This window comes from Curtobacterium sp. MCBD17_028 (assembly GCF_003234875.1).
GTDB lineage: Bacteria > Actinomycetota > Actinomycetes > Actinomycetales > Microbacteriaceae > Curtobacterium.
On record NZ_QKTQ01000009.1, the window covers coordinates 1 to 13,146 of the forward strand.

The 13,146-nt window shown below is 73.4% G+C and carries 11 protein-coding genes; 7 read left to right on the plus strand and 4 right to left on the minus strand.

The features are described from left to right. Nucleotides 1-441, plus strand: a 441-nt coding sequence (locus DEI86_RS11470) for a hypothetical protein (RefSeq protein ID WP_220038515.1), incomplete at its 5' end; no start/stop codon positions are given. A 21-nt stretch (nucleotides 442-462) separates the two neighbouring features. Here the strand turns inward: DEI86_RS11470 and DEI86_RS11475 are convergent. Continuing rightward, entirely contained in the window at nucleotides 463-1,494 is a 1,032-nt protein-coding gene (locus tag DEI86_RS11475; RefSeq protein WP_111049601.1) for an aromatic acid exporter family protein, read from the minus strand. Nucleotides 1,495-1,576: 82 nt separating this feature from the next. Between DEI86_RS11475 and DEI86_RS11480 the strand changes: the two genes are divergently transcribed. Beyond that, complete coding sequence (locus DEI86_RS11480) at nucleotides 1,577-2,809, plus strand: phosphotransferase enzyme family protein (RefSeq protein ID WP_111049602.1); 1,233 nt, start codon at nucleotides 1,577-1,579, stop codon at nucleotides 2,807-2,809. Between the two features lie 386 nt (nucleotides 2,810-3,195). Continuing rightward, nucleotides 3,196-5,325, plus strand: coding sequence for a DEAD/DEAH box helicase (locus tag DEI86_RS11485; protein WP_111011065.1), 2,130 nt, complete (start codon nucleotides 3,196-3,198; stop codon nucleotides 5,323-5,325). 149 nt (nucleotides 5,326-5,474) lie between these two features. Here the strand turns inward: DEI86_RS11485 and DEI86_RS11490 are convergent, their stop codons facing one another. Continuing rightward, nucleotides 5,475-5,747, minus strand: coding sequence for a mycoredoxin (locus DEI86_RS11490; RefSeq protein WP_111011066.1), 273 nt, complete (start codon nucleotides 5,745-5,747; stop codon nucleotides 5,475-5,477). A 117-nt stretch (nucleotides 5,748-5,864) separates the two neighbouring features. On the opposite strand from DEI86_RS11490, the gene DEI86_RS11495 reads away from it, so the two are divergent. Genes DEI86_RS11495 through DEI86_RS11500 form a run of 3 tightly spaced genes read left to right on the plus strand, consistent with a single transcriptional unit; the run spans nucleotide 5,865 to nucleotide 8,583 of the window. Further along, nucleotides 5,865-6,203 carry a PadR family transcriptional regulator gene (locus DEI86_RS11495; RefSeq protein WP_111011067.1) on the plus strand — a complete coding sequence of 113 codons (339 nt, stop codon included), beginning with the start codon at nucleotides 5,865-5,867 and terminating at the stop codon, nucleotides 6,201-6,203. Further along, a complete protein-coding gene (locus DEI86_RS16310) occupies nucleotides 6,200-7,072 on the plus strand; it encodes a hypothetical protein (RefSeq protein ID WP_146244911.1) in 873 nt (290 codons plus the stop codon). The genes DEI86_RS11495 and DEI86_RS16310 overlap by 4 nt, the downstream gene beginning before the upstream one ends. Next, nucleotides 7,069-8,583, plus strand: coding sequence for a CYTH domain-containing protein (locus tag DEI86_RS11500; RefSeq protein ID WP_146244912.1), 1,515 nt, complete (start codon nucleotides 7,069-7,071; stop codon nucleotides 8,581-8,583). The genes DEI86_RS16310 and DEI86_RS11500 overlap by 4 nt, the downstream gene beginning before the upstream one ends. Nucleotides 8,584-8,681: 98 nt before the next feature. Here the strand turns inward: DEI86_RS11500 and DEI86_RS11505 are convergent, their stop codons facing one another. After that, nucleotides 8,682-10,820 carry a S9 family peptidase gene (locus DEI86_RS11505; protein ID WP_111049604.1) on the minus strand — a complete coding sequence of 713 codons (2,139 nt, stop codon included), beginning with the start codon at nucleotides 10,818-10,820 and terminating at the stop codon, nucleotides 8,682-8,684. A 100-nt stretch (nucleotides 10,821-10,920) separates the two neighbouring features. Here DEI86_RS11505 and DEI86_RS11510 point away from each other — a divergent pair, with 100 nt between their 5' ends. Continuing rightward, on the plus strand, nucleotides 10,921-12,129 hold the full coding sequence (locus DEI86_RS11510; RefSeq protein WP_111049605.1) for an amidohydrolase: 1,209 nt from the start codon (nucleotides 10,921-10,923) through the stop codon (nucleotides 12,127-12,129). Nucleotides 12,130-12,235: 106 nt separating this feature from the next. Here DEI86_RS11510 and DEI86_RS11515 read toward each other — a convergent pair whose 3' ends face one another. Beyond that, nucleotides 12,236-13,126 (minus strand): aminodeoxychorismate lyase, encoded by an 891-nt coding sequence (locus DEI86_RS11515; RefSeq protein ID WP_111049606.1) that lies wholly within the window; start codon nucleotides 13,124-13,126, stop codon nucleotides 12,236-12,238. Between the last annotated feature and the right edge of the window lie 20 nt (nucleotides 13,127-13,146).

Consider the following 13,146-nt stretch of genomic DNA (forward strand, 5'->3'; position numbering starts at 1 on the left):
GAGCGGGAGACGGGGGCCGTGGTGACGGGGGACGAAGCGTCGGTGGGGCCGACGGAGGACGAGCGTGTCGACGACCGGTTCGCGGGCGACCGACTCGTGGACGACGGGTGGGGGGAGGCCCTCCACCCGGCGGTGCGCCGATTACGACTCGAACTGCGCGCGGCGTGGCGGGTGATGACGGGGCTCCAGGACCTCGCGGCGCCGCACCGGGCGCGGGCGCTCGCGGACCTGCGGGCGGGCCTCCCGGACGTCGCGGGCCGAGCGGGGCGCGCCGACGCGGTCGCGGCGCTCGCGGAGATCCGGGCGGCGGCGCGCCATCACACCGGCCCGGTGGCGGACGCGGCCGTCGGGGATGCGTGGGACGAGCTCATCCGTACGGCGCTCGCCGCGGCGACCGCGACGGCGACCTGCTCGGAGCGGTGCGCGGACCCGCTGCGCTGACCGGGCCGTCGCGGCGCCGGGTCAGGCCCCCTCGCCGAGGAGTTCCTCGCGCACGCGGCGGATGTCCTCGAGCAACGACCCGATGAGGATCCAGTGGTCCTCGTTCGGCCGGAGCACGACGACCGGGGCGGTCAGCGTCGGCGAGGCGGGATCGTCGGCGATCGGCCGCTGATCGGCAGCGGCGAAGGCCCGGACCTCGGCGGCGATCCGTGCGACCTCGGTGGCGATGCGGCCGATCGCGCGGTCCTCGACGAGGTCGGGCGCGACGTTGTCCCGGATCGCCCGCGTCATCCCGATCACGCGGGTGACGATCACGGCGAGGTGCCCGGCGATCTCCATGTCGCGCTCGAGGATCGTCCGGTGGCGCCCGCCGCGCGGGTTCATCGTCAGGCTCTCCCGCGCGGCGGCCAGCGCGGCGTCGGAGCGGGCCTGCGCCTGCCGCAGCGTCCGCGCGGTGGCGAGGTCGGCCTCCCACCCGGTGCGGTCCCGGCCCTCGGTGAGTCCCACGGCGATGCGCTCGAACGCCGATGCGGTGTCCCGCGCGAGACGGGCGACCGCCAGGTGCGCGGGCTGGAGCAGCACGGGCGGCACGATGAGCGCGTTCACGGCGAGGGCGACGAGGGCGCCGATGACGGTCTCGATGATCCGGTCGACGGCGTAGTGCGGCGTGGTCGCGCCGGTCGACAGGACGAGCATCGCGCTGATCGGGATCTGCGTCGACGAACCGGGCGTGAGCCGGAGCGTCCACGCCAGGAGGATCGCCAGGACGATCACGAGCAGCACGATCCACGTGTTGTCACCGAGCAGCAGGTGGAGCGCGGTGGCGAGCAGCACGCCGAGCACCACTCCGGCGCTGCGTTCCAGGCCGCGGACGAACGACTGGTTGACGCTCGGCTGCACGACGAGCAGCGCGGCGATCGCGGCGAAGATCGGGTACTCCGAGTCGAGCAGCGCCGTGCAGAGCACCCAGGCGGCGATCGTGGCGACCGCGGTCTTGACGACCTGCAGGAACGGCGTCCGCGTCGCCTGACGGAGACGCGCGACGGGGTTCACGGTCCGAGGCTACCGAGCGCCGCTCCCGGCGTATCGATGCGGGACACGGTTGACTGGGCGGGTGTGGCCCGACCATGATCGCGTGCTCCCCGAGGCGTTCGCCGGCTCGGGGACGACGGTGCTGTCCGCGCGCGCACACTCGGTCGAGCCGTCGGGCAACGGCTACCTGTACGGCTACGAGGTCGACACCGTCGACGCCGCCGGGGCACGGGCGACGGTGCTCACCTACGTCGACACGGGCGGCGGCCACGACCAGCACTCCGCCGTCGTGCTCGACCCCGTGACCGGCGACGCCGTGTCGGTGTGGGCCTACCCGAACGACCCGGGCCTCCCGGTGTTGCCGCACGTGACCTACCGGGACGCGGTGGCGGAGCTGTTGACCGCCGCGGGCATGCCGGTCACCGCACCGACGCTCACGGTCGCGGCGTACCGACCCGGCAAACGCGCGGTGGTCCGCGTCGACTCGCCCCAGGGCACGGTGTTCCTCAAGGTCGTGCGACCACACCGCGTCACCCCGATCGTCCGGACGCACGAGCAGTTCGTGGCGGCCGGACTCCCGGTGCCGCGCGTGCTGTCGTCCCGCGGTGACGGTCTGCTCGTGCTCGAGCGCGTCCGAGGCGTCCCCGCGGGCAGTCGCATCCTCGAGATCGCGGACGATCCCCGGTTCATCGCGTCGCTCGCCGCACTGACCGGCCGGATCGCCACGGTCCGGCTGACGCAGCAGGCGCGTGCGGACGCGATGGACCACGCAGACTGGCACCGGCGCACACTCGTGTCCGCGCTGCCGGGGGAGGCCGAGGAGATCGACCGACTGTACGACGCGATCGGGCGGCGCTCGATCGGGTGGTCGACGTCCGACCGTCAGGTGGTGCACGGTGACCTGCACCTCGAGCAGATCTTCGTCGACGAGCATGAGCCGTGGCGGATCTCCGGCCTGCTCGACATCGACACCGCCGGGTGGGGGCACCCGGTCCGGGACGTCGGCGCCGTCGTCGCACACCTCGTCGTCACGGGCCTCTGGCACCGGTCGCGCGGGGACGCCGACCGGGGCGCCGCCGCCGAACGGCTCGCCGACGCGATCGCGCGGGACTGGGTGCGACGCAACCCGGACGGCGCCGAGCGCATCGGACCCGCCATCGGCTCGCAACTCCTCGCCCATGCCGGTGGCCAGGCGACGACCGGATCGGCGAACGGGATCGCGACGGCGGAGCAGCTCCTCGCCGCGACCCGTGCCGCGCTCGCCGCACCGGCGGCGACGCTGCCCGCCCCGGCGCCCGGTCTGCGGCCACGGTCCGCACCCGGTCGCGGGTCCTGAGGCGGGGTCTCCCGGGCGTCCCACATGGTGCGGGGGAGGCGCGGTGCACTAGACTGGATGCGCACGCGCCGTGCGCCGCACGCCGTCCCGATTCCGGGGGCGGCCCACCCGGTTCCGGGGGCGGTCACGTGTCCCGGCCCCCCGGAGTCGGGACGCGACGGCGGTGACCCGACATCCGTGCGGCGTCGCGAGCGTGTGACAGTTCATGGAGGGGCACCCACCCGGTCTCCTGATCGGTACCGGCCCGGCGCGTCGAACAGGCTCGCCCCGGGCCACGTCCGGTCGTGTCGCACGGGTGTCCGGAACGACGGCCGCGCGCGGTCCGTCACGAGACGTACCGGCGGACACCGTCGGGGACTCCCGTCGATCGGGAGACAGGAGGAGCGTTGGCTCGATCAGGCATCAGGCGAGCGGCCGGCGGCGTGCGGTCCGCACCCCGTCGCACGCGACCCGTCGACAACGAGGGGCTCATCCCCGTGCTCGCCCGCGCCGTGCGCGAGGTCGAGGCGGCGGCCCAGCGTGGGGCGCTCCGCCCCTCGAACCGCACGAAGTTCCAGGCCGTCGCGCAGCTCATGCGCGAGGAGCGCGCCCGCGTCAAGGCGGACGCCGACCTGACCGACGCGCAGCGCGCCGAACAGCTCAAGCGGCTCGACGGCGTCGCCACCATCCTCGCCAAGACCGCGGCCCGCGACACGAGCGTCATCCAGCTCCTCGCCGAGGACGCCCCCGTCTCCGAGTCGACGCGGACCGTCAAGCGGGACATGATGATCGCCGCGGGCATGGAGCTCGCGCCCGAGGAGCTCGTCATCGCCGCCGAGCCGACCTCGCCGGTCGAGGCCCCGGAGCGGGCCGTCGTGCCGCAGCAGGTCGTCGCCCGGCAGCTGGCGAACCCGTTCCTCCCGCCGGACTTCTCGCTCGCCGAGGCCCCCGTCGCGCACCCGCGGCGCCTCGCGAACTGGGAGCTGTTCGGCCCGCTGTTCAAGTCGTTCGAGTACGGCGCGGGCGGGGGTGTGGCGTCGATGCCGCTCCCGGAGCCCACGACCCTCCGGACCCCCGCGGGTGCCGAGCTCATGAAGCACCAGGCGGAGCTGGTCGCGTCGGCGGCGCAGGGGCACCGCACGTTCCTGCTCGCCGACGAGCCGGGCCTCGGCAAGACGGCGCAGTCGCTCCTCGCCGCGGACGCCGCGAACGCGTTCCCGCTCCTCGTCGTGGTCCCGAACGTCGTCAAGACGAACTGGATGCGCGAGGCCCAGCGGTGGGTGCCGAACCGATCCGTCACGGTGCTGCACGGGGACGGCGAGGACATGGACGGCTTCGCGGACGTCATCGTCGTCAACTACGAGATCCTCGACCGCCACGTGGGCTGGCTCGGCGCGCTCGGATTCCGGGGCATGGTGGTCGACGAGGCGCACTTCATCAAGAACAAGGAGTCCCAGCGCTCCCGGTTCGTGCTGCAGCTCGCCGAGCGCATCCGCGAGCGCATGGCCCGGCCGCTCCTCATGGCGCTCACCGGCACCCCACTCATCAACAGCGTCGAGGACTTCCGGACGATCTGGCAGTTCCTCGGCTGGATCGACGACAAGAAGCCCCGCGCCGAACTCATGAACGCCCTCGAGGACATCGGGCTGACCCCGGCCGAGCCCGGCTTCTTCGTGGAGGCCCGTCGCGCCGTCATCGAGATGGGGATCGTCCGACGCCGCAAGGTCGACGTCGCGGCGGACATCCCCGCGCGCCGGATCGCGGACATCCCCGTCGAACTCGACGACGAGGTCGGCCGGTCGATCCGCGACGCCGAGCGCGAGCTGACCGCGAAGCTCGTCGCCCGCTACCACCAGGCGCTCGCCGCCCGCACCGGCCAGGCCCCGGTCGAGGGCATCGACCACAAGCTCGTCCGCCAGGTCGCGCGGTGGGAGCTCGAGGACCAGGACGCCACGACGACCGGCGAGAACGTGTTCTCGATGGTCCGGCGCATCGGTCGTGCCAAGGCCCAGCTCGCGGCGGACTACGCGGCGCAGCTCGCGTCGAACGTCGGCAAGGTCGTGTTCTTCGCCAAGCACCTCGACGTCATGGACCAGGCGGAAGAGGTCTTCGCGCGCCGTGGGCTGCGGACCGCGACCGTCCGCGGCGAGCAGTCGACGGCGCAGCGCACGGCCGAGATCGACGCCTTCGTCAACGACCCGGACGTGGCGGTGATCGTCTGCTCGCTCACCGCGGCCGGCGTCGGCCTCAACCTGCAGGTCGCGTCGAACGTCGTCCTCGCGGAGCTGTCGTGGACGAGCGCCGAGCAGACGCAGGCGATCGACCGCGTGCACCGCATCGGACAAGAGGAGCCCGTCACGGCGTGGCGGATCATCGCGGCCCAGACGATCGACACGAAGATCGCCGAGCTCATCGACAGCAAGGCGGGGCTCGCCGCGCGGGCGCTCGACGGCTCGGACGAGGAGCTCGTCGACTCGGGCGACATCCAGCTCGACGCGATGGCGGCCATGCTCACGGACGCGCTCGAGGGGCGCTGACCCCGTCGCCGGCCGCCCGCGGTCGACCCGCCCGGCGCGCGAACGGCCCCGGAGACCACTGGTCACCGGGGCCGTTCCCGTGGGGATGGATCAGGTCGCGAGTCCCCGCGGCGTCCGCGTCCACGCGCGGCCGCCGACGAGGGCGGTGCTCAGATGCGGGACTGCACCTCGGCCAGCGAGGGGTTCGTCGCCGTCGAGCCGTCCGGGAACACGAGGGTCGGGACGGTCTGGTTCCCGCCGTTCACCGCGGCCACGAGTTCGGCCGTGCCGGGGGTCTCCTCGATGTTGACCTCGGTGTACGTGACACCGGCGCGGTCCATCTGGGTCTTCAGTCGCTTGCAGTAGCCGCACCAGCCGGTCGTGAACATCGTGACGGTGCCGGCGGCGGGGACGAACGCGTCTTTCGAGATCGTGTCACTCATGATGCCGACGGTAACCGGCGTGCCTGCGCGGGTATTCCTGCCGGACGCCGCCCCGGCCCTCCCGGCCGGCCCACCGGACAGGTTGACATACCTAATCGACATAGGTAGGTTCGGTCCATGGAGCCACTCCAGCGCGTCACCGCACCGACGCTCGACGTCCTCCAGGCCCTGCTCGCCCAGGAGGAGCCACTCTGGGGCCTCGTGCTCATCAAGACCACGGGGCGCCCGTCCGGCACGGTCTACCCGATCCTCGAGCGGCTCGAGCGCCAGGGCTGGATCACGGGGTCATGGGATGACGACCCGGACCGATCCGGCCCGCGTCGCCGCCGCTACGCGTTCACCGGGGAGGGCCGGGTCGCCGCCCGTGACCTCGTCGCGTCCGCCGACGAGCACCGGGCACGTGCCGCCGCGCGACCGTCACGGCGCACCGCGCCGGGCCGGACGGTGACCCCGTGATCGGCCCCCGATCGTCGGCGGCTCGACACGGCGCCGAGGACGGGTCGACCGCGCCGCACCCGCTCGCGCGAGCGGTCGTCGACCTCGCCGTCGCACTCTCGCCCGCCGACCACCGAGCGGTCCGCATGGAGCAGTGGCACGCGGACCTCCGCGACGCCGCCGACCTCGACCTGCCCCGCGCCGGCCTGGCGTTCGGAGCGCTCACCACGGCGCTGTTCCACCGCCGCGCCGTTCACCGATCGACCTGGGGGGAATCCATGTCCGCACTGTCGGGGCGCGCCGCGCCGCGCACCATCCGCACGTCCTCGGCGCTCGTCGCCTTCGCCATCTGCTCGATGCTGGTCGGAGCCGGGCTGTCCGCCATGGGAGCGCGCTACGACGGATCGGACTGGTTCCGGGTCCTCACGGTCGTCGTCGTGGCCCTCGTCGTCGTCGTCCCGGCGCTCGCGGCCATCGGTGCCCTGCTGCTGACGGACGCGTCGACCCGCGGCCGCCGGCTCGCCGGTGTCGGGTTCGTCGTGCTCGGCGCGGCCGGACTCGCGGCCCTCGTCCTGACGTCGACGCCCGGACCCGCGTGGGCGTGGCTCGGTGGGTCGGCGGTCGCGGTGGCGGCCGGCCGCCTCGTGCTCCGCTCCAGGTCCGCGACGGACTGGTGGCTCCTCGGCATGCCCGTGATCGCGACGGCGCTCGGTTGGCCGTTGACCGAGGTCTGGAGCCTCGCGACCGTCGTGCCCTACACGGCGCTGTTCCTCGTCATGCTCCTGGCCTCTGTCGTCCCCTTCCTCGGGAGCATCGCGGCGGCCGTCCTCGCCGGCCGTCTCGACGACGCTCGGGCCACCGGCGGCGGGCTGGTAGACAAGGACGTGTGAGCGACACGCACCTCGAGATCGAACGCACCTACGACCTGCCCCCGGAGGCCGAGTTGCCGGACCTGATCGGGGTCGGCGGGATCCTCCGCACCGAGCGGCAGGAGCCGTTCGAGCTCGACGCCACGTACTGGGACACCGAGCGCTTCGACCTGGTGGCCGCACACGTGACGGTCCGCCGCCGCACGGGAGGCCCCGACGCCGGCTGGCACATCAAACGCGCGGCCTCGGACACGGTCCGGCACGAACAGCACTTCCCGCTCACCGAGGACACCGACACCGTGCCCGACGCGGTGCTCGCGGCGCTGTTCGCCGAGCGCCGGGGGCGGGCGCTGCGCCCCGTGGTGCGGATCCGGACGGAACGGGCCGTGACGCGCCTCCTGGACGAGGACGGCGACCAGGTCGCCGAGCTCGCGGACGACCACGTCAGCGCCTTCCGGCTCGACCCCGACGCGCCGACCGGGCCGCGGACGTGGCGCGAGGTCGAGGTCGAGGCGGTCGAGGGCGTCGACGAGCAGGTGGCGCAGACGCTGTTCGACGGCCTCGACGCGCGGTTCGCCGAGCGTGGTGCGCAGCCGGCGGCCGTCTCCTCGAAGCTCGCCCGTGGCCTCGCGGGCGTCGACGCCCCGCGCCTCCGCACCACGGACAAGCCGGCCAAGGGCTCCGCCGCGCGCGTCCTCCGCAAGCGCGTCGCGCGGCTGCGCTCGTCGCTCGCCCGCCGGGAGGCCCGGCTCCGGTCCGGCGACACCGCCGACCTCCGCGGACTGGCCACCACGTCGCTCGGCCTGGCGGCGGTGCTCGGCGCCTACCGCGCCGCCTTCGCCGACGCGGACCTCACCGACCGCGCGGTGGCCGCCGCGGAGACGCTCGCCGATGTCGTGAGCCGTGCGGCGTCGGCCGAGTACCTCGTCGGCGACCTCCACCGGGCCGGGACGCCGGCGCAGGACGCACTCGTCGACACCCTGGCGCGCGAACGGCTCCTCGCGGCGACCCGTGAGCGTCGCGACGAGGCGGTGCGCGACACCCTCCGGTTCCTGCACACGCCGGAGTACCTCGACCTGCTCGACCTGCTCGACGACGCCGTGGAGCGACCCGAGCCGACCGCCTGGGCGCTCCGGACCCCGAAGCGGGTGGCGCAGGACGTCACGGCCGCCGAGAAGCCCGTCGTGCGCGAGCTCGTGCGCGCCGCGGTCGGTGACGACCCGGCGGACGAGACCGGCGACCGCGAGGCGACCGAACGCGCGTGGCTGGCCACGATGCGGATGCGGATCGCGATGGACGTCCTCGGGGACGAGGCCTTCCCGCACGCACTCGGCCGCCGGATCACCGTCGCGGCGGACGTCCTCACCGAGCGGGCGCAGTCCCTGCACGCGCTCGAGGAGCTCCGACACGTCGCCGGCATCGCGACGCGCGCGGGGGAGGACACCTTCGGCTACGGCGTGCTCGCGGGCGACCGCGTGCGTCGTGCCGAGGAGTCCTACGACGACGCGGTGCAGGCCCTCTCGCGCGTCTGACCCAGCCCGTCACCCTCTCCCGCGAGATCGCAGTCGTTGCCGCTCAGGACGCTCCCGAACGGCAACGACTGCGATCTCGCGGGTCGGGGATCGCGCCGTCAGGACCGCGGTTCGGCCTCGGCCAGACCGAGCACGTCGAGCAGCCACGCCAGCTCGAAGGCCCGCTCGCGCCAGGAGTCGTAGCGGCCGCTCACCCCGCCGTGTCCCGCCGCCATCTCGGTCTTGAGCAGCACCGGCGCACCGACCTCGCGCAGGCGCGCCGTCCACTTGGCGGGCTCGACGTACAGGACCCGGGTGTCGTTGATCGACGTGACCGCCAGGATCCGCGGGTAGGTGACGTCGTCGCGGACGTTCTCGTACGGCGTGTACTCGCTCATGTACCGGTAGACCTCGGGGTCGTGCAGGGGATCGCCCCACTCGTCCCACTCGATCACCGTGAGCGGCAGGTCCGGGTCGAGGATGCTCGTCAGCGCGTCGACGAACGGGACCGCCGCCAGGATCCCCGCGAACCGGTCCGGTGCGATGTTCGCGACGGCGCCCATGAGCAGCCCGCCGGCGCTGCCGCCTTCGGCGACGATGCGGTCCGGCGTGGTGCGGCCGGTCGCGATCAGGTGGTCGGCGACCGCCACGAAGTCGGTGAACGTGTTCTTCTTGGTCAGGGTCTTGCCCTGCTCGTACCAGTGCCGGCCCATCTCGCCGCCGCCGCGGACGTGCGCGACCGCGAACACGACGCCGCGGTCGAGCAGCGACAGCCGCATGACGCTGAAACCGGGGTCGATGCTGTGCTCGTAGGAGCCGTAGCCGTACAGGTGGACGGGAGCGGGCCTCCCGGCCGGCACCGCGTCGCGGCGCCACACGAGCGAGACGGGCACGCGCGTGCCATCCGGTGCGGTCGCCCACTGGCGTTCCTGCACGTAGTCCTCGGAGCGGTAGCCGCCGAGCACCGGCTGGCGCTTCCGCACCGTGATCGCGCCCGACGCGAGGTCGAGGTCGCCGACCGTCGACGGGGTCACGAACGACGTGAACGTCAGACGCAGGGTGGGCTGGTCCCACTCGGGGTTGCCGCCGAAGCCCGCCGAGAACAGCTCCTCGTCGAACGGGACCTCGTGCGCGTCGCCGTACCCGTCGCCCTCGATCGGCACGATCGCGACGCGGGGGAGCGCCTCGGACCGGTACTCCACCGCGAGGTGGTGGGCGAACGCGTCCACCGACTCGATGCGGCGCTCCGGGTCGTGCGCGATCACCACGCGGCGGTCGCTCGTCGACGTCGGGTCGTCCGCGGGCACGTCGACGAGCTCGAAGTTCTCGGCGCCGTCGTTGTGCAGGACGAGCAGCCGGTCGCTCCCGCCGACGACCGCGTGCTCGACGTCGTACTCGACGCCCTCGCGACGCGGCCAGACGACGTGGAACTCGCCCGTCGGGTCCGCCGCGTCGAGCAGGTGGACCTCGGACGTGATCTTCGACCCGAGCTCGATCACGATGTACTGCGACGACCGGGTCACGCCGACGCCGACCCAGTAGCGGTCGTCGGGCTCCTGGAACACGGCGACGTCCTCGCCGGTCCCGCCGACCTCGTGCCGCCAGATGGTGTCCGGACGCCACGACTCGTCGACGGTGGGGTAGAACACGTACCGGCCCGACGGGTCGAACGCGGCACCGGCCCCCGTGCCCTCGATGACGTCCGGCAGGTCCTCACCGCTCGTGAGGTCGCGCACGTGCAGCGTGTACCGCTCGTCGCCGGCCGTGTCGATGCCGTAGACCAGGCGCTCGCCGTCGTCGCTGACGTCGTACGTGCCGAGCGCGAAGAAGTCGTGCCCCGCGGCGAGCAGGTTGCCGTCGAGCACCACCTGCTCGCCCGGCACCTCGGCGCCCGCCTCGACCTCGGGCGGGGTCCAGTCGTCCTCGTCGGTGATCGGCGCGCGGCAGTGGACGCCGTACTGGCTGCCCTCGCTCGTGCGCGTGAAGTACCAGAACCGGCCCATCCGCACCGGCACGCTGAGGTCGGTCTCCTGCACCCGGGCACGGATCTCGTCGAACAGCCGGTCGCGCAGCGGGGCGAGGTGCGCCGTCGCCGCGTCGGTGTACGCGTTCTCGGCTTCGAGGTACGCGAGCGTCTCCGGGGACTCCTTGTCGCGGAGCCACTCGTAGTCGTCCACGAACCGGAGCCCGTGGTGGGTCCGGGTGACCGGGTGCTTCGCGGCGATGGGAGGGGTGGTCGAGGACGCGTCGGAGCTCACCGGCCCAGCCTAGGACGCGCTCCGGCGGTGCACCTGGACGGTCCGGGAGGCCCGGTGCCGGTGACCGGGACCGCATCCGCCGGTCGGTAGCGTGGTCCGCATGAGCAAACGATCCTTCGTCATCACCGGTGCCCACGTCGTCCCCGTCGTCGGGGACGAGTTCGACGGCGGCGCGGTCGTCGTCGAGGACGGACGCATCACCGCGGCGGGCCCGGACGTCGCCGTGCCCGAGGGACTGCCGGTCGTCGACGCGGCGGGCACGTGGCTCGTGCCGGGCTTCGTCGAGGCGCACGGCCACGTCGGCATCCACGAGGAGGCCAACGGCGTCGCGGGCAACGACACGAACGAGATGACCGGCCCGAACATGGCCGCCGTCCGCGCGATCGACGCGATCGACATCGACGACGAGGGCTTCCGGGACGCGCTGTCCGGCGGCGTCACCGCGATCGTGGTCAAGCCCGGCTCGGGCAACCCCATCGGTGGCCAGACCGTCGCGATCAAGAGCTGGGGCGGCCGGACGATCGACGAGCAGCTCATCTCGGACAGCGTCAGCGTCAAGAGCGCGCTCGGCGAGAACCCGAAGCGCGTCTACGGGGCGAAGGACCAGACGCCGTCGACCCGCCTCGGGGTCGCGAAGGTGATCCGCGAGGCCTTCGTCGCCGCCGAGCACTACCGCACCGCCCGTGCGGCCGCCGCGGGGAAGGGCGAGCCGTTCGAACGCGACCTCACCAAGGAGACCCTCGCGCGCGTCCTCGACGGGGAGCTCGCCTGGGACCAGCACACGCACCGCCACGACGACATCGCCACCGCGATCCGCCTGTCCGAGGAGTTCGGTTACCGGCTCGTCGTCAACCACGGCACCGAGGGGCACAAGCTCGCGGGTCTCCTCGCCGAGAAGGACATCCCGGTCGTGTACGGCCCGCTGTTCACGAGTCGCTCGAAGGTGGAGCTCCGGGACCGCGCGATCACGAACCTCGCCGAGATCGCGGCGGCCGGGGTCCGGGTCGCGATCACGACGGACGCGCCCGTCGTGCCGATCAACATGCTCGTGCTGCAGGCGACGATGGCGGTCAAGGAGGGCCTGCCCCGGCAGACGGCGCTCGAGGCGCTGACGACGAACCCGGCGACGTTCCTCGGCTTCGGCGACCGCGTGGGTCAGATCACACCCGGCTACGACGCCGACCTCGTGCTCTGGTCGGGCGACCCGCTCGACGCGACCTCGCGGGCGCTCCGCGTCTTCATCGACGGCGCCGAGGTCTACACGTGGGACGCGGAGGCGCACCGCGGGGTGACCGTGCCGCGGTTCTGACCCCCGGCCGCCCGCCGTGGCGCCGGTCGGGAGGCCCGGATCGCGACCGCCGTGCCGGGCGCGGCTCGGGCCTCCCGGCCGTCCGCGGGGTCACGGCGTCCGGCGCCTACGCGGTGCGGTCGAGCAGGAACGTGTTCATCGCGGCGGTGAGCTCGAGGTCCATGTCGCGCACGTCGCCGTTGACGGAACGGATCGGGGCAGCGAGCCGGGAGCTCGACACGAGCCACAGTGCGTCGGCGGCACGGAGGTCGTCGAGCGTCACGAGCTCGTACGAGGTCGCGATCCCGCGGTCCTCGGCGAAGGTGAAGACGTCCGCCTGCGTCGTCCCCGCGAGGATGCCGATGTCGGTCCGGGGCGTGACGAGGTCGTCGCCGCGTCGGAGCAGGAGCGTCGAGCGCGGGCCCTCGAGGACGTAGCCGTCGGTCGAGACGAACAGGGCGTCGTCGGCCCCGCGGCGAGCCGCCTCACGCAGGGCGGCCATGTTCACGGCGTACGACAGGGTCTTGGCGCCCTGGAGCAGCCAGGGACTCGTGCGGGCGACGTCGTGGCGGTACCCGCGGTCGAGCGTGACGACGGCGATGCCCTGCTCGCGGGGCATGGTGTACTCCTCGGCCGGGGCCGCGTACACGTAGCCCGTCGGTCGGCCGTCGCCCTCGACGCCGCGGGACATCACGGTCTTGCAGTAGGCCTCGCGGACCGGATCGAGCTCCGCGACGACGGCCTCGACCGCGCGGCGCCAGACGTCGAGGTCGGGTGCGGGCAGGTCGAGCATCGCGGCCGAGCGGGCGAGACGGTCGAGGTGTGCCTCGAGTGCCTGCGGTCGACCGTCCGTGACGTTCAGGGTCTCGAACACGCCGTCACCGCGGACCAAGCCGAGGTCGAGCACCTGGACGTGCGGCTCGATCGGACCCTCGAAGGTGAACGCGTCGGCGCCGGGGTCGTGCGCCTCGGCGTGCTGGGAGGGACGGTTCAGGATCGCGAGGACGGTTTCGGTCATGCGACCAGTCAAGCGCATCC